The sequence below is a fragment of the Azoarcus sp. KH32C genome (genome assembly GCF_000349945.1).
In the GTDB taxonomy this organism is placed as follows: Bacteria; Pseudomonadota; Gammaproteobacteria; order Burkholderiales; family Rhodocyclaceae; genus Aromatoleum.
The window spans coordinates 1960901-1984148 of sequence record NC_020516.1 but is presented as its reverse complement, the minus strand read 5'-3'; the positions used below and the strand labels follow the sequence as shown (position 1 = coordinate 1984148).

Genomic DNA, 23248 nt, shown 5'->3' with positions numbered 1-23248 from the left:
TCACGACACCGCCCCGAATCATGAGCTTCCGCTACCTGCAGAGTCTGTTCAACCCGCAATCGATTGCGGTCATCGGCGCAAGCTCGCGGCCCCACCGCATCGGCAGCGTGCTGATGCGCAATCTGCTCGCGGGGGGCTTCGGCGGCGTGATCATGCCGGTCAATCCGAAGCGCGACGCAGTGGGCGGCGTGCTCGCCTACCCCGACGTCGACGCCCTGCCGCGCACGCCCGACCTCGCAATCATCTGCACCCCGGCTGCGACCATCCCCGGGATTCTCGAACAGCTCGGGCGACGCGGCACGCGCGCGGCGATCGTGATGGCCGGCCATCTCGCCACCACGATCGGCCCGGACGGCCGTCCGCTCGACCAGACGATCCTCGAAACCGCCCGTCGCCACGGCCTGCGCCTGCTTGGCGGCGGCACGCTGGGCGTGATGGTGCCGCAGTTCGGCCTCAATGCGACCTTCTCCCAGGTCAGCATTCAGCTCGGCAACGTCGGCTTCGTGTCCCAGTCGGACGCGGTAGGCACGATGGTGCTCGACTGGGCCCTGCCGAAGAAGGTCGGCTTCTCGCACTTCGTCTCACTCGGCAGCGCGCTCGACATCGGCTTCGGCGAAGCCCTGGACTTTCTGGGCAGCGACCCCGGCACACGCGCGATCCTGCTCTACATCGAATCAATCCGCGACCGCCGCAGCTTCATGGCCGCGGCGCGCTCGGCCGCCCGCAACAAGCCGGTCGTCGCAATCAAGGCGGGACGCGCCCCGCGCGCCACTTCGGGCGCCCTCGCCGATCCGCTCTTCCTCGACACCCCCGGCCTCATCGACGAGGACGACGTGTTCGACGCCGTCCTGCGCCGCGCGGGCATCCTGCGCGTCGACCACCTCGACGAACTCTTCGGCGCCGTCGAGACCGTCGTGCGCTCCCGGCCGATGGTCGGCAACCGTCTGGTCGTCGTCAGCAACGGCGGCGGCGCCGGCATCATGGCCGAAGACAGTCTGCACCTCGGCGGCTATGCGATGCCCGAACTGCAGCAGAACACCGTCACTCGGCTGCGCCGCCTCCTCCCAAGCGGCTGGGACGGTCGCAATCCGATCGACATCCGCGTCGATGCACCGTCCAAGCGCTACGAAGACGTCCTCAAGATTCTTGCCGAAGAGCGCGACGGCGATGCAGTCCTGCTCGTCCACACGCCCAACGCCCTGACGAGCAGCATCGACATTGCGCAGACGGTCATCAAGACCATCCGCAATTCAGGCGGCAACCTCCTCACCTGCTGGGTCGGCGACGAAAGCGTCGCAGCGGAGCGCAAACTCTTCGTCGATTCCGGCATCGCCACCTTCGACACGCCGGAGCACGCGACACGCGCCTTCCTGCACATGGTCAATCACCGCCTCGCGCGCGAAGTCCTGATGCAGGTGCCGCCCTCGATGTCGCACGACTTTCTCCCGGACGTCGATCGCGCCCGCGCGATCGTCCGCAGCGCCCTCACCGAAGGCCGCACCCGCCTCACCGAACCCGAAGCGAAGGCGATCCTCGACGCCTATGGCATCCCGATCGTGCAAAGCGTCCTGGCCGCCGATCCGCAAGAAGTGGCCCGCGTCGCGGATCGGATCGGCCCACCCGTATCGGTCAGCGTAATGTCGCGCGACATCCGTCGAAAATGGGAAGTCGGCGGCGTCGCACTGAACGTCGAGACCCCCGCGGCGGCGGCGGCAGCTGCGCAAGGCATGCTTACCCGAATCAAAGCGCTACGCCCGGACACCGCCGTCAGCGGTTTCGCCGTGCAAAGGATGGAAGCCCGCGCCCACGCCCGCCAACTCATCATCGGCGTCGCCACCGACCCGCTGTTCGGCCCGATCATCGTGTTCGGCGAAGGCGGCCGCGCGCTGGAGGTCTACCGCCACCTGGCCGTCGGCCTGCCGCCGCTCAACCTGCCGCTCGCCCAGGACCTGATCGACCGCAGCCGCGCCGCGCCCATGCTCGCCGCCTACCACACGCACCCTGCAGCCGACCGCGACGCCATCGCACTGACGCTGACGAAGGTGTCGCAGCTCGTCGTCGACCTGCCCGAGATCCGTGAACTCGACATCAACCCGCTCTTCGCCGACGACCGGGGCGTCGTCGCCGTCGACGCGCACATCCAGATCTCCCCTGAACCACCCAAGCCGCAGCGCCTCTCGATCCGCCCCTACCCGCAAGGGCTCGAAGAAACAGCCACGCTGCGCAACGGCCGATCCGTCGTCCTGCGCCCGATCCGCCCCGAAGACGAACCCACGCACTACGTCTTCATGTCGCGCCTCACGCCCGAAGACATCCTGTTCCGCTTCTTCCACTACATCGGGACGCTCCCGCACAGTGAAATGGCTCGCCTGACGCAGATCGACTACGACCGCGAGATGGCTTTCATCGCCAGCGCCCAGGACGACAGCGGCCAGCCGGAAACCCTCGGCGTGATCCGCGCGATCGCCGACCCGGACAACCACAGCGCCGAATTCTCGATCATCATCCGGTCTGACATGAAAGGTCTGGGCCTGGGGTCAAGACTCATGATCAAGATGATCGACTACGCACGCCAGCGCGGCATCCAGGAAATGACGGGCGACGTCATGGCCGAGAACGAACCGATGCTCAAGCTCTTGAAGGTCTTCGGCTTCAGCGCGGGCGCGTCCGACGAGCCCGGCATCGTCCACGTACGCCTCCCGCTGCAGGAAGAAGCTAGGGCGCGCTAGCGCCGTCACTGACGGCAAGCTGCGACCGGACGGTCCCCGTCGGCGTCGCCCTCGCCCGCAACCACGCCTCGAAGTCCTGGACCGGCATCGGGCGCGCGAAGAGATAGCCCTGCCCCTCGTCACACCCTTCCTCGTGGAGGAAGCGCCGCTGCGCCTCGGTCTCGATCCCCTCGGCGATGACCTTGAAACCGAGGTTGTGACTCAGCGCAATCGCCGCCCGACTGATCGCCACGTCCCACGGATGATCCGGCACGTCCTTCACGAAAGCGCGATCGAGCTTGATCGTGTCGATCGGCAACTTCTTCAGGTAGGCGAGCGACGAATAACCCGTACCGAAGTCGTCGATCGCGGTCGTAATCCCGAGCGCCTGAATCTCGTGCAACACGCGGCGGCCATGGTCGGGGTTCTCCATGATGACCGTTTCGGTGATCTCGATCTCGAGCACCGTCGGGGGCAGATTCCACTGCGAGGTCACGCGGCGCAAGACCGCGACGAAGTCGCTGCGTTCGATCTGAGGTCCGGCCACGTTGACGCCAAGCCGTCCAACGCTCAATCCGGCATCCAGCCAGCGCCGCGCCGCCTCCCCCACCATTTCGAGCACCTGCTCGCCGATCGGAATGATCAGGCCGCTGCGCTCGGCCAGCGGAATGAACTCGATCGGCGGAATCAGCCCACGCTCCGGATCCCGCCAGCGGATCAGAGCCTCCGCTCCGAGATAGGCGCCGTCCGCGAGGCTGAACTGCGGCTGGAACCACACCTCGAATTCGCGCTTTTCGATCGCCCGGCGCAGTGCGTTCTCGAGATGCAGCCGCGACTGGGCCTCCTGAGTCATGTTCCGCTGATAGAAGCGATAGGTATTCCTGCCGGCACCCTTTGCCTCGTACATCGCGGCATCGGCATTACGGATCAGCTCGGTCACGGAATGGCCGTCGTCCGGGTAGACCGCGACGCCGATGCTGGTCGTCACCATGCCGTTGCCGCCCGTCATTTCGAACGGCACCTGAATCACGGAAAGAATGCGCCGGATCACCTCCACGGCGTCGGTGCCTTCACTCAGCTCCGAAAGAATGACCGCGAATTCGTCCCCGCCCAGGCGAGCGACCGTATCTTCAACTCGAACGCAGGTATTGAGCCGCGCCGCGACCAACTGCAGCAACTGGTCTCCGACAGGATGGCCGAGGCTGTCGTTGATCGTCTTGAAACCATCCAGGTCGAGCAGCAACACGCCGATCTTGTGCCGATAGCGATCGCCGCGATCGATCGCATGCTGCATCCGGTCCTGGAACAACACCCGGTTCGGCAGGCCGGTGAGCGGATCGAAATGCGCGAGCCGTTCCAGGTCTTCCTGGCTCCGCTTGATTGCCGAGATGTCCGAAAACACGCCCACGTAATTGCAGATGCTGCCGTCGGCGTTCCGGACCGCGCTGATCGTCAACCACTCGGGGAAAATCTCACCGCTCTTGCGACGATTCCAGATCTCCCCCTGCCAATCGCCCGCGGTCGTGATCGAACTCCAGAGCGTTTGGTAGAAGTCCGCCTCATGGCGATCGGACTTCAAGATGTTCGGGCGCTTGCCCCTGACTTCTTCGGCGGTGTAGCCGGTAATCTCCGTGAAGGCCGGATTGGTCGCGATGATCAGTCCGGCCGGATCGGTGACGACGACGCCATCCGCCGTGCACTCCACCACCGTCGAGGCGAGACGTAACGCCTCCTCGGACGCCTTGCGCTGCGTGATGTCCGTCGACATCCCGATGACTGCGATCGCCTGTCCACTTTCATCGCGCAGCGGACACTTCGTCGTCAGGTAGGTATGCACGCCGTCTGCGTCGAGCCCCCTCTCCTCGAACTCACACATCCGCCCCAGCTCGAGCACCTCGCGGTCGTTGGCCCGATGCTGCCAAGCGATATGGCGCGGCAGGAACTCCTCGCGCGTCCGTCCGAGCAGTTCGTCGCTCGAACGCCCAACCATCGACTCGAACGGACGATTGCACAACAGCAGCCGCCCTTCGAGATCGAACATATACATCAGCGCCGGCGCGTTATCGACGATCGCCTGTAGCGTATTCTTGCTGTCCCGCAAGGCCCGCTCGGCGCGCTGACGCTCCTGACTCTCCGTCTCCAGCAGCCCGTGCCGTTCATGCAACTCACGGTGACGTGCGACAAGCATCGCGGCCAGCAAGCCAAGCAGCAACGAATTTGCCAGCGCGGCGAGAAAATATTGCGATTCGATGATCGCCAGCCGCGGCCACCCGCCTATCGGGGTTGCCGCGAGCGTCCATTCGCCCCCGGGCACGCCGAGCTTCGTGACGACCGGGTCGTCGGCAAATACTGCGGCGTCGCCACCAACAAGCCCGCCCGCAGCGCCCTCGCCATCCTTGCCCCGGACGCCGATATGCAAGGCTGCCGAGGAAGTGACTCCGCCATCGCTCAGGATCCGATCGATGTCCCCGACGATCGAGATCACACCCCAATATCCGCGACGGCCCGAGGTGCCGGTCGAGCTCAGCACCACAGGGGCGCGGACGATCACCGCCGAGCCGCCCTGGACGAGCGGGACAGGTCCTGACAGCACGGGGGTGCCCGACGTCATCGCCCGCTCAACGGTTCGCCACTGCTCGGGAATCGTGCGGTAGTCGAGCCCAAGCGCCTTTTCATTCCCCGCTAACGGATAGAGGCGCGTGATTACGTTGCCCGGTGCGTAGGCGATGTTCCTGATCTGCGGGTGATTGCGGATGATCTGTTCCGCCATCGCATCGAAGAGTTCCTGCGGTATGTCGCCCTGATGCTGCACGAGGTGGACGATCCCCTCGGCGCCGCTGAGCGCTTCCTTCATCACCCCGTCGAGTTCCGCCTGAACGACGGCCAGCTCGGCGATTGTCCTGCTACGCGCATCGCTGAGCTTGCGTGCCGCATCCAGACGCCCGAGTGCAATCCCTACCGACAACCCGGCAATCAGCACCGCCATGCCGACCAGCCAGGGCAGCATGCGCAACAACATCTTCACGGAGGGAGAAAGCAGCCTGTTCGACAAGGCAATCCAGAAGTGGCGATGTTTGTTATCGATCGAGCCGTCAGGACTAGCGGCCCCCGCGCGCTCCCTGCTCAGTAGTGCGCCGCTTTGTCCCCATCGGCTGTGGATAAACCTGTGAGCTCCCGATGGATGGAGCCCGCAAGTGCTTCTGCCAAAGACGTTTCGGAATCCTGCATCATTTTTGGGCAGCTATCGACACGTCAGGGTCGATTAAACGGATCTATCCGTCGTCGCCGTGCCGCCCGCCCGAGGATAGGGGCAGTTCAACGCTCCCGCCCGGCACGTCGCAAAACCTGGGTGATCGGCTCGACCAGATATTGCAGGGGCGTACGTTCTTCACCCTTGATATAGACTTCGGCAGGCATCCCAGCCAGCAGCTGAATATTCCCGGCGTCGGCCAGTGAAGCGGGATCCACCTCGATCAGCGCGCTGAAGTACGCGACATTGGCATTCTGATCGACGAGCCGGTCGGCGGACACGTAGGTCACACGCCCCTGCACCATCTTCGTCGTCCGGTACTTGAACGCCGTAAAGCGCAGCTCCGCAAGCTGATCCTTCGTGACGCGACTCGAATCCTCGGTGCGCAGCCGCGCCTCGACAACCAACCGCGGGTCCTTCGGAACGATATCGGCAATCGGTTCACGCGGGGCGATCACCGCACCCGGCGTCGTGAATTTCAAGCCGATCACCTCACCGTCCGCCGGCGAAACGATCACCTGGCGGGCAGCCGCATCCACAGACTTGCGTTGCTCCTGCTCGATTTCGGTCAGCCGTGCAGCCGTTACTTTCAACTGATCGCTCGCCTGCTGGCGGAAATCGCTCTCCAGCGACCGGACCTTCAGGTCGATCTCGACGACCCGCTGCTCGGCCCGTGCCAGATCGGTGCGCTTTTCCTCAAGCTTGACGCCATAGTCCGCGACACTCGCCTCCAACTGCGTGATGCGGGACGTCGAAATGAAACCATCCTTCTGCAGGCTGCGATTCCGGTCGAGGTCTTCCTGCTGGTGCCTGAGCGCGAGTTCGGCTTGCGCAATCTGCCCCTTGAGTGCGGAAATTTCCGAGAACACCATGGCCCGCTGGCTGCCCAACAAGGACAACTGGCCGACGATCGCACTGCGATGGGCCAAGAACAAGGCGCGCTCCTTGCCCAGCAGCTCTGCCAGGCGAGCATCCTCAGCCGCCGCCTTGACCAACTCGGCCGGAAACACCAGCGTGCCGGCAAACGCCTGCTCGGCCTCCAGCCGCACCATGCTGAGGCGCTCGGCCTTGACGCGATAGGTCCAGCGATTCTCGTCGGCGGCAACGCCCACGTCGCCCAACACGATCAGCGTATCACCCTGCTTCACATGCTGCCCGTCGCGGACCTTCACCTCACTCACGATGCCGCCTTCGGCATGCTGCACGGTCCGCCGGTTGAGATCGACCTTAACGACCCCCGGAGCGACGACCGCCGAGCTCAAGGGCGCCAGGGCAAGCCACAGCACCACCGGAAGCAGACCGCCGAGCAGGACATACTTCCCGCTTCGGGCGAGCCGACGCGCCTCGGTCTGATGCACGACCACCGAATCACTCACCACAGTCATTGCGCCGCTCATCGTGCTGCCTCACCTGCTTCCGCCCCGGGCCGGGCCACTGCCGCACCGGGCAGAGGCACCACCTGTCCGCCGCCACCGACGGCCACTCGTCCCCCCTGCACGGCGCCCATCACCTCGGCAACAGGCCCGAATTTCTGCGCCCGACCACCTTCGATCAGCAGGATCTTGTCGATGTGCTGAACCAGTGTCGTCCGGTGCGTCACGATCACGACCGTCGTATTGCCACGCAGCGCCTTGAGCGTCTCGCCCAGCGCTTGTTCACCGGCTCCGTCGAGGTTCGAATTCGGCTCATCGAGGATCACCAAGCGCGGATCCCCGTACAACGCACGCGCCAGCGCAATGCGCTGTCGCTGTCCCGGAGACAGCAGCGCGCTCTGCGGATCGACCAGGGTATCGTATCCATCGGGCAACCCGAGGATCATCTCGTGGCAATTGGCGAGCTTCGCCGCACGCACGACCTTCTCGCCATCGACCTCACCGAGCCGCGCGATATTCTCCGCCACGGTCCCGCCAAACAGTTCGACGTCCTGGGGCACGTATCCAATACACGGCCCGATCTGATCACGCGGCCATGCCGCAAGATCGGCGCCGTCGAGGCGCACCGTACCCGCCGTCGGCTTCCACACACCGGTAAGCAGGCGCACCAGCGTCGACTTGCCTGCACCGCTAGGGCCGATCACCGCTACCGATTCGCCCGGCTCCAACTGCATCGACACGCCCGCCAGAATCGTGCGCTCCCCACGTGGCGGCCGATAGACCAGTTGTTGCGCGACCAGTTGCCCCGTCGGCGGCGGCAGGTTCATCCGCTCCGGCTCGGCCGCAACCGTACCCAGCAACTCCTGAAGCCGACGCCACGCCGCCCGTCCTTCCGCCAGCACGCGCCAGCTTCCCACCACCTGCTCGACCGGCGCGAGCGCACGACCGAGGAGTGTCGTCGTCGCGATCATCACACCGGCCGTCGCCTCCCCGTTGATCACCAGCCAGGCGCCCAACGCCATCATCAGCACCTGCACGCTCTGGCGCACGACGCGGGTAAATGCCGTCATCGCGACCGACTTGCGCGCCGTCGGCGACTGCAACGCCAATACATCGGCATTGCGGGCACGCCAGCGGGCAATCAGCGCGTCGCTCATCCCCAGAACCTGCGCGACCTCCGCGTTCTGCAGCGAAGCCTCGAGGTAGCGCGTGGCTTCGCTCGACGCCTTCACCACTCCTTCAATATCGCGCCGCGTCAGTCGATCGTTCAGGTAAGCCAACGCAAGCATCAGCAATGCCGACAGGGCGGCGGCGATGCCCAGCGCGGGATGCGCAAGAAAGATCACCGCGACATAGACAACCACCCAGGGCGCGTCGAACAGCGCAACGACGCCCTGCGACGAGAACAAGGTCCGAAGCGACGCTACGTCACGCAAGCCTTCCGACGGCGCGCGCCCAGCGCGCTGGGCCCCCATCGCCAGCATGATCCGGGCGACCATCGGAGACAGGGAATCCGACACCAGATTGCCGATCACGCCCTGCAACCGGCTGCGCAGGTAGTCGAGCGCAAGCATCATCGCGAGTGCGATGCCGACGCCGAGCGTCAGCACCAGCAAGGTATCTCCACTCTGGCTCGAAAAGACGCGGTCGAACACCTGCAGCATGAACAACGACGGCACAAGCAGCAGCAGATTCACTACGAACGAGAAGCCCGCCACGTGGAGCAGCGGACGCTTGAGAAGGTTGTACAGCGAATCCATGCTTTTCCGTCGAGAGATCAATCAATTGGAGTATAACACCGGCCCTCGCCGCAGCCGTCGCGACTCATGCGAATCGGTTCATTTGATCGAATAACGGAATTCGCCGCTCTTCAAGGCCGTCACCCGGATCCTCTGGATCTGCGCACCGTCCGCCATGCGTGCCAAAACGGCTTCGGCAATCTCCGGCAAGAGGGTGCCATTTAGGATGTGATCGACATTGCGGGCCCCCGAGTCGACTTCAGTGCAGCGCGCGAGAACGGCACCCACCAGCTTTTCGTCCCACACGAAAGCCGCCTTGTGATTCGTCGCGATGCGGTCGCGGATGCGGCCGAGCTTGAGCACGATAATTTGCGCCAGCACCTCATCCGAAATCGGGTAATACGCCACAACCTGCATGCGCCCGAGAAAGGCTGGCTTGAACGCCTTGCACAGCACCGGCCGCAGCGACGCTCCCAAGTCTTCCGCCGAGGGCATCTCCTCGCCAGACCGGTTCAGGCACGCCTGCATGATCTGGCTTGAGCCAACGTTGCTCGTCAGGATGATCAGGGTGTTGCGGAAATCGATCTCCCGGCCCTCGGCATCGTCAAGCACGCCCTTGTCGAAAACCTGGAAGAACAGTTCCAATACATCGGGATGCGCCTTTTCGACCTCGTCGAGCAGTACGACGCTATAAGGATTGCGCCGCACGGCCTCCGTCAGCACGCCTCCTTCCCCGTATCCGACATACCCGGGGGGCGAACCCTTGAGCCCCGATACGCTGTGCGCCTCCTGGTATTCGCTCATGTTGATGGTCACGAGCTTGCGCTCCCCCCCGTAGAGAATATCGGCCAGGGCAAGCGCGGTTTCGGTCTTCCCGACGCCCGAGGGCCCGACGAACATGAAGACTCCTTTGGGCTTGTTCGGATCCTCGAGGTTCGCGCGCGCTGTCCGCACGCGCTGAGCAACCGCCTCCAACGCATGGTCCTGTCCGATCACCCGCTCCTGCAGTAGCGGTTTCAGCTTCAGCACCGTGCGAATTTCGTCCTTCACCATCTTGCCCAGGGGAATCCCCGTCCATGCCGCCACGATTTCCGCGACTACATGACCGTCCACGTGAAGGGGGACCATCGGCGTCTCGCCCTGCATGTCCCGCAATCGCGACATCAGTGCGTCCAACTCGTCCTTCGCCGAGCGCCGGCCGATGGCACGCCTGGGGTCCTCGGCATGGGCAACATCCGCCCCGACCTGCTCCATCGGGTCTTCCATACCGCGCCGCAAGCCCAGGATCTCCTCCACCAGCGTCCGCTCTTCGTCAAAACGGGCCTTCCGGATCGCGAGATCGCACTCGATGGCTGCAATCTGCTCCCGCAATTCGCCCAAGCGGGCATCATGACCGGCTCCGGTCGTCGCTTCGCGTTCCAGCACGGCCAATTCCGTCCGGTTGCGTAGCAATCGCTTTTCGTCGTCGTCGATGAGCGCGGGAATCGAACTCTGTCCCAGCGCGACCTTCGCGCACGCGGTATCCAGCAGGCTGATCGCCTTGTCCGGCAGCTGACGGCCGCTGATGTAGCGGTGGGACAGCCGGACCGCCTCGGTCACCGCCTCGTCCAACACGCGGATCCCGAAATGGCTTTCCATCAACGGCACCATCCCGCGCAGCATCGCCGCCGCCATCGGTTCCGTGGGCTCCTCGACCCTGACCACCTGGAAGCGACGAGCCAGCGCAGCATCCTTCTCGAAGTATTTCTTGTACTCCGCCCACGTGGTGGCAGCGATGGTGCGCAACTCCCCGCGGGCCAGCGCCGGCTTGAGCAAATTGGCCGCGTCGTTCTGGCCCGACTGCCCTCCCGCACCGATCATCGTATGGGCTTCGTCGATGAAGAGCACGATGGGCCTGAGACTCCCTTTCACCTCGTCGATGACGTTCTTGAGACGATTTTCGAACTCACCCTTCACGCTTGCCCCCGCCTGCAGCAAGCCCATGTCGAGCACATGAAGCTCGACCTCCTGCAAGGGCGGCGGCACGTCGCCGGATGCCACTCTCAGTGCGAGCCCCTCTACGACGGCGGTCTTGCCCACTCCGGCCTCGCCGGTCAGGATCGGATTGTTCTGCCGCCGGCGCATCAGGATGTCGATCACGAGCCGAATCTCACTATCGCGACCGATCACCGGATCGACCTTGCCGTCCCGGGCACGTTGCGTCAAATTGGTCGTGAATTGATCCAGAGCCGGAGTCGCTGCGCCATCTCTGCCTGTCGTCCGACCGTCGACATTTTGGGCGGAGGCGACCGTAGCTGAGTCCGCCAACAAGCCAATTGCTTCAGTTGCCTCGGCAGAACCATCCGTTAGTGCCGAAAAGTTGTGCTTCAGCTCGGCCAATTTGACCTGTGCGAACAGGGGCGACCCGCGCAAGGCCAGTTGCGACAGTTCGGGTTCCGTCAGCAGCGCGAGCAGCAAATGGCCAGAGCGGATACGAGGCAACCGTTCATCCAGTGAGGCAAGCAACCACGCCTGCTCGAACAGACGGGGCAGATGCGGGGAGAAGACGGGCGTACGCGAATTTCCACTCTTGAATCCCTCGATCTCCCGCATCAAGTCCCGTTCCAGAGCGGACGGACTAATTCCGCAGCGCCTGGCGATTACATACACATCGCTGTCACGCTGCTCAAGCAGTGCCAGGAACAAGTGTTCCAAGTCCACCTCGTAGTTGCCACGTCCCATGCAAAGGCCCGCGGCACGTTCCGCAGCCTTGCGACTGGTGTTGTTGAGTTTGCTGATCAGTGTCTTAAGGGAAGTACTCATTATTCCTGGCTTGTTCCGAGTCAATGGACAGGGTGCGATTCGAACATCGGATCGTCACGATCCGTATCCGCGGGACGTGTGAGGATGAAACTGTCGAAACCGAGCCGCATTCCGCCGCCGAGCCGCGCAGGGCGGACATGATCTGCATGCAGGATAGGTCGGATCTCGTATTCGAAGTGATGTCCGGTCGAAAGCGACAACAGCTTCTCCAACGCAGCCGCCCGCTCGCCCCGCGGAAGGAATTGGGCGTGCATGTCGTCGGCAAGTGGCCCGATCCAGATTCGAATGCGCAGGCTTCGCTGCCACACGCGTTCGCCCAGCAGCATCGAGGCCCCTAAAGCGGCGTTCGTTCCGCCGAGCGTCGAACGCTGGTCCAGCGGCAGCGCATACCACTTCCCGACGAATTGCTCGACCCGCAGCGGCACACGAAAATAGCCTGCGAGCACGTCCTGCAGCACTGCGGCCGACAGCGGACGCTGCCGCAGCACGCCGGCGAAATGCGCGATGACTTCATCATCGACGCCGCCCGAGTCGCTTTGAAATCGATCCCGCAGTGCATCGAAGCCCAGACCGGCGAGCGCAAGGACCATAGGCAGGAAGGACTGGCGCCGGTCTTGCTCATAGGCGACCGGCAGGCGGTATTTCTTCCAAGCACGATAGAAATTACCAACCGCCCGATTGGAGAAGAGATCAAAAAAGGCGCGGGCAGCACGGTCCTTGTGAAAGCGCTCGCGGTCGGCAACGCGCTCCGTGTAATGGGACGGCAGCGTACCGTGAATGCCCAACATGCCGATGAAACTGGGCGTAATCTCGATCCGCTCCAGCTCGCCGCTCTCCTGCCCTTCGGCATCGACGCGACGGTGGCACTCGACCGCTTCGATCTGGCTTGGGGCGAACGCAAGCGCTGTTGAATTGCGGAAGCGGATCGACTCCAAGGGCCGTTCACGGGGAAGACGCCCCTCCCGGGCTGCAAATACCCGCTCTAGTAGCCGGACCGCCTGGAAGAACTCGAATCGCTGCGGTGCCGACGCGAGTTGCTCGATCAGCCCAGGATCGATTCGCCGGTACGTGGGACGCATCGGATCAACTCCTCACCGGTCCTGCCGGATAGCAGCACCAGTTGCACGAAACTGTTCAAATGGGCGTACAAGCCTAGGAAGCGGTCTATGCATTGGGCAAAGAGATCCAGACCGCTGCCCACGAAATTGGCCTCGTCCACGGTGATCCTGACCTCCAATCCGCGCACAAACGTCGCGAACGGCCGGCCCGCCATCCAAACCGTCTTTTCCGCCTGCTCGATCGCGAGGATGCCCTCGATGCGTCGCCGCGACGAAGCGGAGCGCGGCAAATCATAGAGCGCCAGCATCTCGCGAAATGCAGCAACACCGCTTCCGCTCAGAGACAAATGATTCAGCGAGAGATGGGAAATCAGGCGCCACTGGCCATCGCCATGGAGGTCGAAGCGATACGGTTGGCTCGGTTTGCGCAACAGCCGAATCGACTTCGCGACGGATCCGCCTTCGACAAACAGATCCCCCGACGGCAAGCCCACCGACATGAACGTCGGCAACTCCCGGTTAGTACACGTGAGCTGGATGCTCAGGACGTCGGCCTTCTGCTGAATGGGATCAACATCGGAATCGACTAGCGAAATTTCCGTCTCGTACCCCGGGCTTCTTCCAGCCACCAACCCATTGCGCTGCGCATACCAGTAGTTGCCATGACGACCCACATCCTCGCCATGCTGCAGCGAGAACAAGGGCCGAAACTCGACGACCGTTTCCCCGGCGGAGGACTGGCGTACGCGTCGCACGGCGTCGATCGAGTAGACCTCGTAGGCGAATGCACGGCGACCATCCGCCACGACCGGGTAGCTTGACACTCTTTCAGTAACGCGGATCGGATCGCCCCGTTGCGGAAAAAGATTCACGACCGGCACGCACCCCAACCTGAAATTCTTCGCCGTGAGTGTTTGCAGCAGGCGCGAGGCATCGCTGTCCGCGCGCAGTTCCTTCATCACCAGCAGCAGCGTAATCCGGGTCGCCGCGCGTACGGATGGGCACAGTCGCGGCAGGGCGACGTCGAAGAAGTTGTACTTCTCCGGGAAGGCGAAATATTCAGTCAAGTGCCGATAGGCCCGATGAGAACTGGCCGGCATGTCGATCAGCGCCTCATCATCGGCGAATCCGACCTCACCGATCAAATCTTCCGGGCACGCCACCCATCTTCCGTCCTCTCCCATGACGAATGGCTTAGCGAGCTTGAGGAACAAGGCATCCCGTACCGCGGCCGCCACGGACGGTTCGGCGTCGATGTAGAACCGCAACGGAAACTGGCCGATGTTCGCCTGGGTGCCCTCACCCCTCGGCATTTCAAGAGTCAGCGACAGCAGCGCGCAACTGCCGAGGGGCAATGCAAGGTCTGCGGGCGCGCGTATGACGGGCTCAAAGGTCGCATCGGCCACCTGCACGGGTACGAGATCCACTGACCAGGCGGTACGGAACCGGCAGACCGCGCCCTTTACCGGGCGCGAATGCAGTTCCGTCCCCCGAGGGATGCTCACAGGGGCCGACAGAGCCTGAGCGTTGCCCTCGGTATCGAAATACGCGATCGAACAGGACGGAAACGGTCGCAGATAATGCGGATACAGAACGTTGAGGAGCGCCTCAGTGAACTGAGGATAGCTGTCCTCGAGTCTCTTGGTGACTCGCGCATTCAACAGCGCCAAGGATTCGATCATCCGCTCAACATGCGGATCGTCGCAGCCTTCGCCGGAGATCAGCAACTGCGCCGCGATCTTCGGATATCGCTCAGCAAACTCCCGCGCATGCCGACGCAGAAATCCCAGTTCCCGCTCGTAATATGGAAGCAGTTCCTCCATTCAGGATGCCACTCCACGCAGTCGCTGTTTGTTCACGGAATACTGCAATGTCGTGGGTTGCAACAAGGCGTCGAAGCTCACCGGTTCTTGCGCCGGTCTCACGACCAGCACGGCCCGAATCGAAAAATAGAGTGCATTGGTCGATTGACGATTGAGTTCCAGAGTCACCTGAACGGCCCTGAGGCGCGGTTCGTGACGCGCAATGGTCCTTTCGATCGAGCCGCAGATCCGGAAACGATCATGCACGCTGGCCAGGCTCAGTCCAGCGAAGTCGCTCAGCCCGAAGGTTGCGACCGAGTCGGAAACTTGAGGAAAGTCCCCCATCGCCTCGTCGTCAAGTATCGTGCGCGCATTCAACAGCGCTTCAAGATCTCGTGCGACGGAGTCCTTCAATTCCTCGAGGGAAAGACGACGACGCGTAGCGAGCATCGGCACATCGTCGAAGAGCTTGTCGAATAGCGACGGTTCGAATCCCTTCATCGCGATGGCCGGAAGAAAAACGGCGGAAACGTGCTTCCGCCGCAATCGTGCGTGACACGAACCATCAAGTCAGGTTCGGCGTGTTCTTCGCCAGGTTCCAAGCGCCCTGGATATTGACCTTGCCCGACTTGGTTCCGTCGATATTGAGTTCGTCGTAGGTCCACTTCACCGCGGAGTACTTCAGCGAGAAGCTTTCCTGCGGGATCCCTTCTCCACTCACGCTCGGTGAAATGGAACCAATGATGACGTTCTTGAGCTCGATCTTCATGAACTGATGCCGGCTCTGCGTCGAAGACGGATTGCCGGTGGTGTTCTTGCCGCCGAAGGCACGGTAGAAGTAGATGATCACATCATTGACGACGAGGCCCGACGAACACGCCTGGTACAGCTTGGGGCTCGCGCCGTCGATATCCTTCGTGAAGATCATTTCCCCATGTTCGACACGTTCCGCGGTGTGCCCGCCCGCAGCCGACGCGGTGGCCGACTTCGGTTGGCGCATCTGGTGCGTCCAGCTATAGACCTCGACGGTATCCTTGTGGCGCGTATCGCGGGAATCGCCCTTGATGTCGCTTCCCTTGAATTCGATGTAAATGTCCTTCATTACGACGCTGCTCCTCTGTTTGAGAACTGGTATTCAGGATCAACCCTGACCGGCACCGGGCAACTCGGCGACGAGACGCAAGGACACCGAAAGCTCGTCGAGCTGGAAATGCGGACGGATGAACGCAACGGCGCGGTATACGCCCGCTCGCCCCGGCACCTCGCTCACTTCGACCGAAGCTTCCCGCAATGGGAACTGCGCCTTGGTTTCCTGCGACGCCGAGTCGTCGGCGGTGACGTATTGGTCGATCCAGCGCTGCAGATAGCCCTGGACATTTGCGGGCGACGCAAAGCTGCCGATCTTGTCGCGCATCATCGCTTTCATGTAATGGGCGATTCGCGACACGGCGAAGATGTATTGCAGTTGCGCCGAAAGCGACGCGTTTGCGTTCGCCGCGTCGCTGTCATATTTCTTGGGCTTCTGCGCGGATTGGGCACCAAAGAACGCGGCGTAATCGGTGTTCTTGCAATGGACCAACGGAATGAAACCAAGGTCGCTCAGTTCCTTCTCGCGTCGATCCGTCACCGCGACCTCGGTGGGGCACTTCAAGGCCACTTCTCCGTCGTCAGTGCGGAAGGTGTGAGTCGGCAAGTCCTCGACCAAGCCGCCCCCTTCGACGCCACGGATCGCGGCGCACCAGCCGAAATTCTCGAATGCGCTGGTCAGGCGCGCCCCGAAGGCGAACGCCGCGCTGCACCACAGGTATTTGTCGTGATCCGAACCATCGACGTCCTCGACGAAGTTGAACCCTTCGGTGGTGACGCCATCGATCGGGTTGTAGGGCAGCCGCCCGAGAAAGCGCGGCAGCGCCAGGCCCACGTAGCGTGCGTCCTCGGAGTCCCGGAACGATTTCCACTTCGCGTACTCGACGGTATCGAACACCTTCGCGAGATCACGGGGCTTACCCAGTTCGGTATAGGAATCGAGGCCGAACAGTTCGGGCGATGCGGCAGCGATGAAGGGCGCATGAGCCGCAGCGGCGACATGGGACATCTGTTCGACAAAATACATGTCCTCCGGCTGCCGCGTCAGTTCGAACTGACCGATCAAGGTACCGAAGGGGGCGCCGCCGAAGGTTCCGAACTCCTCCTCGTAGACCTTCTTGAAGAGCGCGCTCTGGTCGAAATCGATCGCCGTCTTGAAATCCTTGATCAACTCGTTCTTCGACGCATTCATCAGCTTTATCCGGACCTGGGTCGACGTCTGCTTGCACAGGTAGTGCAAGCCGGTCCAGGCGCTTTCCAGCTGCTGAAATGCGGGAGCGTGCATGATTGCGCTCAGTTGCTCGGAGATCAGCCGATCCAACTCCGCGACCCGCGCGTCGAGCGACGCGGCAAGGTTTTCGGAGATCAGGACCTCGCCCTCCAGGACCTGGCTGGCGAGTTCGCTGATGATGTCCCGAGCCCGTTCGCGCTCCTGATCGGAACGCGCGACGCGGCTTTCCTCGATGATCCTGTCAAGCAGCACAGTGGCTGCCGGCGCAGCGACTGCCGATTGAACACCCGCGTGCATCGTCATTGCTCGGTCTCCTCACCGGATTTCGCGCCGAGGCTTTCGAGCTGCTCGCTGTTCCTGAGAACCTCGTTCAGGCAGTCTTCGAGCTTCTCGTTGCCTGCGAGTTTGTTGCGCAGGTCGGCGAGCTTCGACCGCGCCTCGAGCAGCTTCCGCAGTGGCTCGACCTGCTGGGCGACGGATTCGGGGCGAAAATCCTCGAAACTCCGGAAAGTCAGATCGAGCCCCAGTTCTCCGCCTTGGGGCGACAGCATGTTCGGAGCACGAAATGCGACGCGAGGCGCGAGCCCGGCCATGACGTCGTCGAGGTTGTCGAGGTCGACATTGACGAACTTGCGATCTCGCAACTTTCCGAGTGCCTGGCCGCTTTGTACAGCGAAGTCCCCCAGCACGCCGACGACGAAGGGCAGTTCCTTCTGCTCGAGCGCATCACCCCTCTCGACGTCGTAAGTCAGCTGAACGCGAGGCGGCCTCACCTTCTGCAACCGCTTTTGTACGCTCTCTTTCTTTGCCACAAGTCTCTCCAAACAACCGTATTCGAATCGATCGCAACCCGCGTCCCGGGACAATTGCAGCCTGCGCAATCTGTCGGCGGACTGCTCCTGCCGGGCTTATCTGAGCGAACTGAAAGGGTTTGCACCCGTTGCCTGGCCTCCGGCGTCACTCCGTGCCGGTCGAACCACTTTCTTCCGAGTCCGCTCCTTCACCGGAGCGGACTCGGGCGCTGGCTGCGCCGAAGCACCGGTCTGAATCGCCGCAACCGGAACCAGCACATCCTCTCCCAGCGTTTCGCGCAGGTTCCGGGCGAGGCTTTGGGCATCCGCTTGAGCGGATCCCCTGAGATCGGCGTCCTTCCGCAATTCGGCCAGAGACTCCGTCGCGACCCGCAAACCGCTCACCGCCCGCACGCTCTTGGCCGTCCGATCTGCCGGATCACGCTGCAGCACTTCATCTGCAGCCACGATTGCCCGTCCGTAGGCTGCCGCATCGAAATGGAGCTTTGCCAGACGAACCCAGGGCTCCTTCCGCGCCGGATTCTCACTTGCCATGCGCGAGAGCAGGCCCACCGCCTCCTCCTGCTTGTTCTCAGCCATCAAGGCGTCGATCTTGATCGACGAACTCTCCATGGCCGCTACGAATTCGCTTTGACTCAGCGGCTGCTTCGTTGTCGCGCACCCGCCGAGCAGGAGTGCCAATCCGACGCACCCGGCGGCTGCTGTTCCCACACGCCCACGCCCACGAAGCCAGCGGGACTCGAAACTGCGACCAAAATACGTATATAGCATATGCATTGTTACTATTAATTGCACTGAGAAGCTCGGCATAGTACAGTCCAGACCATCGCTTAACAAGCCTTTTGCATATTCGAATGGTCTTTTCAGAAAGTGCCAAAAAAATTTCCGAAAGAAGCCGACGGTGCCGTTCAGGCCGATCGCGTTCCCTTGCTCCGTTCGCGGCCGTCCTTGCTGTCCAGCTGCTCTCGGGATGCGCGGGAACGACCGCGGTGAAGATTGCGGGAACTGCTGTGTCCTTTGCGCTCGAATCGGCGGGACTCGGCGAAAAGAAGGACGAACACAAAGAGGAAGCAAGCTATCAGGTTCCCCTGCGCATCCAGGCCGGAGAACAGCTGAACCTGTCGGCCGACGGGAAGCCCCTTTCATTGGTCGTCAAGATCTACCAACTGAGTGCGACAGAGGCGTTCAACCGCATGACGTATGCACAAGCGAATGCAGCGGACGAAGAAAGAGCAGCGCTGGCCGAAGAGCTGGTGTCGTCACGCGAAGTTGTACTGATCCCGGGGCGAACCTATGAATTGCCCCAGACGCTGTCACCCCGGGCAACTGCGATTGGCATCGTCGGTCAGTTCCGGGCGCCTTCAACCGGGCGATGGAAACTGGCCTTCGACGCACGAGCCTCCAAGGACAAAGGCATCGCGGTCGGCGCCCTTGCATGCGCCCTCGCAACCGGCGCGGGCATCGTGATCAATCAAGCCCCGGCGGAATCGGCAAGATCACCAGCCGGCACCCGCTGCAACGCATAGGAAAACTGCATTGCCAAGTTCCCCAAGGATTCTCTGGGGCGAAGGGCTATTCCTCCGCCCCCAGCATTTTCAGCATCAGGATGCGTACACGGAGTCGCTATGCCATACGGCGCTCCTGACAGCCCAGCCCTTCGGTTGGGGCGTTCGGGCATTGGAAGTGGACAGCGAGGCGCTGCAAAGCGGTACGCTTCGTTTCAATCGCATCGACGTCATTCTCCCCAACGGCGAGTCGTTTTGCGCACCTGCGGTCGATCAGCTTCCGCCCCCCCTGACGCTCGATCCGCTCGTCCATGAAGAGAGCGGGACGGAGTTTTACCTTGCGCTCCACCAGCTTCGGAATCACGGGGGCAATTGCGCGAGTGATGAAACCCAGCCGGGTCACGCCCGCTACCTGATCTGCGGCACGGAAAGGCCGGATCTATATACGGACGCGGCCGACGCCGAAATCACCGTGCTTCGCAAGATATCCCTCCTCAAGGCCGAGCAGGAACCACGCGATCAGTTCCTGACCTTGCCCCTCATCCGGGTGCGTCGCACATCGAGCAGAGGATTCGAGCACGATCTGTCATTTGTGCCCCCGTCGATCTCGCTCGGAAGCTCGCCGCTTCTGACACTCATGCTGCGGCGCCAGTTGGAAGCCCTGCAAGCCAAGGCCAACGCGCTCTATGGCTTCCACCGGGAACCGTCGAAACACATCATCGAGTTCCGCTCGGGCGATATCGCGTCCTTCTGGCTCCTGCACACCGTCAGCAGTGCGTGCGCGGCCCTGATGCACCTGTTCAGGAATCCGGAGGTTCACCCGGAACGCATGTACCAGGAGTTGCTGCGACTCGCGGGGGGACTCATGACCTTTTCGCGCAGCTACGGCCTGACGGATCTGCCCGCGTATCAACACGCGCAACCCGGCCCGGCCTTTCTGAAGCTCGATGCGATCCTGCGCGATCTGCTCGATACCGTCATCTCGACGCGCTATTTCTCGATAGCACTCACCAATCCCAGACCGGCGTACCACGCCGGCCACCTCGATTCGGACAAGATCACACCGGACACAGCGTTCTATCTTGCAGTCTCGGCCAACCATCCCTTGTCGGAAATCATCGAGACGATTCCGTTCCGGCTGAAAGTGGGCGCGCCCGATGATGTGGACAAGCTCGTCCTTTCGGCGATGTCCGGCGTCCGCCTGACACACGCCCAACACGTACCCGCCGCCATTCCAGTGCGCCCCGGCGCGTGCTACTTCGCCCTTGACTCGCACGGAGCGCTCTATGAGCGGATGCTGAAGACGCAATCCATCGCCATCTACGCTCCGGAGAGCTACCAGGACCTGAAACTCGAACTCATTGCCGTCACGTCATGACAAGTCCCCCTTCCCTGTTCGCCGACGCCCCAAGCGCCTCACTCAACGACGGGACCGGTACGAAGCCGCATAGCCTGGTCGATCTCCTGTACGACGGATTTCACATGCTGATGCTCCTGCATCACCAGAAGACGCCCAAGGATGCCGCGCGGTTCAGCGAGAGCATCCAGAAATTCCTGGACGATTTCGAACGCCTTGCAAAGAAGCACGATTTTGACGCGAACGACATCTTCGATGCGAAATATGCATTTTGCGCTGCAGTGGACGAGTCGATCCTGGCGTCCCGAATAAACATCCGTGACGATTGGGAGCGTCGTCCGCTACAGCTGGCGCTCTTCGGCGATCAGCTCGCCGGCGAACACTTCTTCGACAAGCTCGAACGCGCCCGGAACGAGGGTGCCGCGAGGATTGCGGCTCTTGAAGTGTTCCACCTGTGCCTACTCTTGGGCTTCAAGGGCAAGTACCTGCTGGAAGGTCCGGAAAAGCTGAAGTATCTGATCGCTCAACTCGGCGAGCAACTCCTCCACCTCAAGGGAAAACGCGCCCAGTTTGCGCCGCGTTGGGCGGCGCCGGACCAGATTGCTCATCTGCTGAAGTGGGAAATGCCGATCTGGGGAATCGGATCGCTGATTGCCTTGCTCGGCCTGCTCGCATACGTCGGCCTCGCGATGCAGGCGGAAAGCAATACACATGCGTCGCTCGCCGGCTATGACGGCCTGGTTCAGCTCACGCCGCGCCCGCCGACACTGAACATCACGCTTCCCTAACGAGCGGGCCTCTTCCGGTGCCGCCCCCGCTCACCTCGACGAGGCCCGAACGATCGCCGTAATGATCTCGAGGTCCCGCTGGATGCCGTCGGACTCTGCCGCCACGGTGACAGGCCCGGTGGGACCTGCCTGCTCAGACGAGCGCGAAGCGATCCCGGCGCTTGAGCCTTGAGTGGCCGCGGCTTGGGCGCGGGTCAGGGGACGACGCTGGCTCTGCTCAGCACGCGCGGCACCGGCCGACTTCGCAGCGGCGCGTGGCGGCTGGTCAGCGGCATGCCTTACCCCGCCCGCGTCGCGGCTGGCCGTACTTGCGTCCGACGGCGCCCGAATCGGAACCGACGTCGCTGTCTGCTTTGGCGGCATCGCCCTTTCGGCAGGCTGCGGCACGGAAGACGACACGATACGCGCCGCGCCATCAGCGGCTCCACCATCCCCGACGGAACTGCCCGCCAGGGTGTCCTGTTGCGCGATCTTGGCTTCACGGCCAACGACCGACTGAAGCTCCGCATTCGCTGGAGACATGCGGACTTCGAGCGCCTCCGTCTGCTCTCGATGCCAGAGCGCTAGCATGAAGACCGCGGGTATCACCACCGCGAAGAATAGAAGCATCGCCGCACGAGATCCGACAACATCAGAACCGGGATCTACGTGGGCGCCCGCTGAATCGAGATCGCTCAGTATCTTGACGTCACGCCGAGCAGCACCAGCCGAAAACAAATCCGGGCCTATCTTTCTGGCTTCCAAACTCTCGATTTTCATATTTATTTGTACTATTACATAGACATTTAATTTGCAATCATCCTAAGATAGCGTCTTTTTGCCGGCGAGGGCAATCCCCGATTTCAAGTGCTTACTGCGCGCAGGGGATGTACCACGGGGAATGCGAATTGGTTTTCATCTGGCTTTCGATCTATTTCCTCGCGATTTCCGCTGCGGTTGCACTGATATCCCTTCCGGCGCACAGGACGCGCATCGTCGGCTGGGCGCGCTCGCTGGCGACACGGCTCTCGGCAGCAGCGAGTCCGGCCAGGCCGGAATACGGGAGAGAGGTCCAGTCCACGCGGCCGTCGTTTGCCGGGAACGTCGCATTTCTTCAGAAGAATCCGCTGCTGCTGGCCGCTGCATTGGCCCTGGTCGCAGCCCCCGCCGCAGTCGTGAGCTTCGCCCGAGGACCCACAATTTTCACCTTCGATGACGCCGCACAATCCCAGGACCGTCACATCGACGCACTCCTGCGCGGCGAGCACCTGGTCCCTCCTCCTGCCTTGCCGCCGGAGGCCTTTACAACGCGCGAAGTTGAAGTGATACGGCCCGACATCACCGGAGCGAACCGCAGTTGGGAACAGCTGTCGCCCGAATTCACTTGGCGCCTGCTGACGGTCTTCAAGGTGATGCGGGAACAGTACGGCTACGAAATGACGCTGATCGAAGGCTACCGCTCGCCCGAACGACAGGCGGTTCTTGCGCTGCAGGGCAGTCAGGTGACCCGTGCCGGCGCCAACATGAGCTATCACCAGTACGGTCTTGCTGCCGATAGCGCATTCGTCCGCGACGGCCGGGTGGTCATTTCCGAACGCGACCCGTGGGTCATGCACGGCTATGAGCTCTATGGAGCGCTCGCCGAAACCTACGGGCTGACCTGGGGAGGGCGCTGGTCATTCCGCGACCTGGGACACGTCGAGCTGCCGCGCAGCGGCGTGCTCGGAAGTCCGAGGACCTGAAAAGCCTCCCCCACCC

The 23248-nt window shown here is 62.6% G+C and carries 17 protein-coding genes; 5 read left to right on the top strand and 12 right to left on the bottom strand.

Annotated features, from left to right (window positions below; translation table 11 throughout):
- The first annotated feature begins 20 nt into the window (after positions 1 to 20).
- The gene (locus tag AZKH_RS08710; RefSeq protein ID WP_015435386.1) at positions 21 to 2729 is read left to right on the top strand and encodes a bifunctional acetate--CoA ligase family protein/GNAT family N-acetyltransferase; all 2709 of its coding nucleotides are present in this window, start codon (positions 21 to 23) and stop codon (positions 2727 to 2729) included.
- Here the strand turns inward: AZKH_RS08710 and AZKH_RS26265 are convergent.
- The 11 genes from AZKH_RS26265 to AZKH_RS08655 form a co-directional block, all read right to left on the bottom strand.
- Positions 2716 to 5715 carry an EAL domain-containing protein gene (locus AZKH_RS26265; protein ID WP_015435385.1) on the bottom strand — a complete coding sequence of 1000 codons (3000 nt, stop codon included), beginning with the start codon at positions 5713 to 5715 and terminating at the stop codon, positions 2716 to 2718. The two genes, AZKH_RS08710 and AZKH_RS26265, sit on opposite strands and share 14 nt — an antisense overlap.
- 308 nt (positions 5716 to 6023) lie before the next feature.
- On the bottom strand, positions 6024 to 7355 hold the full coding sequence (locus AZKH_RS08700; RefSeq protein ID WP_041656030.1) for an HlyD family type I secretion periplasmic adaptor subunit: 1332 nt from the start codon (positions 7353 to 7355) through the stop codon (positions 6024 to 6026).
- Positions 7352 to 9091, bottom strand: a complete 1740-nt coding sequence (locus AZKH_RS08695; protein ID WP_015435383.1) for a type I secretion system permease/ATPase — start codon at positions 9089 to 9091, stop codon at positions 7352 to 7354. The genes AZKH_RS08700 and AZKH_RS08695 overlap by 4 nt, the downstream gene beginning before the upstream one ends.
- A 78-nt stretch (positions 9092 to 9169) precedes the next feature.
- A complete protein-coding gene (gene tssH, locus AZKH_RS08690) occupies positions 9170 to 11872 on the bottom strand; it encodes a type VI secretion system ATPase TssH (RefSeq protein ID WP_015435382.1) in 2703 nt (900 codons plus the stop codon).
- 20 nt (positions 11873 to 11892) lie between these two features.
- Positions 11893 to 12951: a type VI secretion system baseplate subunit TssG gene (gene tssG / locus AZKH_RS08685; RefSeq protein ID WP_015435381.1), complete on the bottom strand. Its 1059-nt coding sequence runs from the start codon at positions 12949 to 12951 to the stop codon at positions 11893 to 11895.
- A complete protein-coding gene (gene tssF, locus AZKH_RS08680) occupies positions 12915 to 14753 on the bottom strand; it encodes a type VI secretion system baseplate subunit TssF (protein WP_015435380.1) in 1839 nt (612 codons plus the stop codon). The genes tssG and tssF overlap by 37 nt, the downstream gene beginning before the upstream one ends.
- Entirely contained in the window at positions 14754 to 15233 is a 480-nt protein-coding gene (gene tssE, locus AZKH_RS08675; protein WP_015435379.1) for a type VI secretion system baseplate subunit TssE, read from the bottom strand.
- A 64-nt stretch (positions 15234 to 15297) separates the two neighbouring features.
- Positions 15298 to 15834: a type VI secretion system tube protein Hcp gene (locus tag AZKH_RS08670; protein ID WP_015435378.1), complete on the bottom strand. Its 537-nt coding sequence runs from the start codon at positions 15832 to 15834 to the stop codon at positions 15298 to 15300.
- Between the two features lie 39 nt (positions 15835 to 15873).
- Positions 15874 to 17352 (bottom strand): type VI secretion system contractile sheath large subunit, encoded by a 1479-nt coding sequence (gene tssC, locus AZKH_RS08665; RefSeq protein WP_015435377.1) that lies wholly within the window; start codon positions 17350 to 17352, stop codon positions 15874 to 15876.
- Entirely contained in the window at positions 17349 to 17861 is a 513-nt protein-coding gene (gene tssB / locus AZKH_RS08660) for a type VI secretion system contractile sheath small subunit (protein WP_041656029.1), read from the bottom strand. The genes tssC and tssB overlap by 4 nt, the downstream gene beginning before the upstream one ends.
- A gap of 96 nt (positions 17862 to 17957) precedes the next feature.
- Positions 17958 to 18542, bottom strand: a complete 585-nt coding sequence (locus AZKH_RS08655; protein ID WP_156822073.1) for a tetratricopeptide repeat protein — start codon at positions 18540 to 18542, stop codon at positions 17958 to 17960.
- Between the two features lie 173 nt (positions 18543 to 18715).
- On the opposite strand from AZKH_RS08655, the gene tssJ reads away from it, so the two are divergent.
- The 3 genes from tssJ to icmH are packed head-to-tail and all read left to right on the top strand — an operon-like array spanning position 18716 to position 21511.
- Positions 18716 to 19387: a type VI secretion system lipoprotein TssJ gene (tssJ, locus tag AZKH_RS08650; protein ID WP_083903036.1), complete on the top strand. Its 672-nt coding sequence runs from the start codon at positions 18716 to 18718 to the stop codon at positions 19385 to 19387.
- Positions 19388 to 19397: 10 nt separating this feature from the next.
- Positions 19398 to 20744, top strand: coding sequence for a type VI secretion system baseplate subunit TssK (gene tssK / locus AZKH_RS08645; protein ID WP_041656028.1), 1347 nt, complete (start codon positions 19398 to 19400; stop codon positions 20742 to 20744).
- Positions 20741 to 21511: a type IVB secretion system protein IcmH/DotU gene (gene icmH / locus AZKH_RS08640; RefSeq protein ID WP_015435371.1), complete on the top strand. Its 771-nt coding sequence runs from the start codon at positions 20741 to 20743 to the stop codon at positions 21509 to 21511. The genes tssK and icmH overlap by 4 nt, the downstream gene beginning before the upstream one ends.
- A gap of 30 nt (positions 21512 to 21541) precedes the next feature.
- On the opposite strand, the gene AZKH_RS08635 is transcribed toward icmH, so the two are convergent.
- A complete protein-coding gene (locus tag AZKH_RS08635) occupies positions 21542 to 22270 on the bottom strand; it encodes a hypothetical protein (protein WP_156822072.1) in 729 nt (242 codons plus the stop codon).
- Between the two features lie 128 nt (positions 22271 to 22398).
- Here AZKH_RS08635 and AZKH_RS08630 point away from each other — a divergent pair, with 128 nt between their 5' ends.
- On the top strand, positions 22399 to 23232 hold the full coding sequence (locus AZKH_RS08630) for a M15 family metallopeptidase (protein WP_041657119.1): 834 nt from the start codon (positions 22399 to 22401) through the stop codon (positions 23230 to 23232).
- Positions 23233 to 23248: the final 16 nt, after the last annotated feature.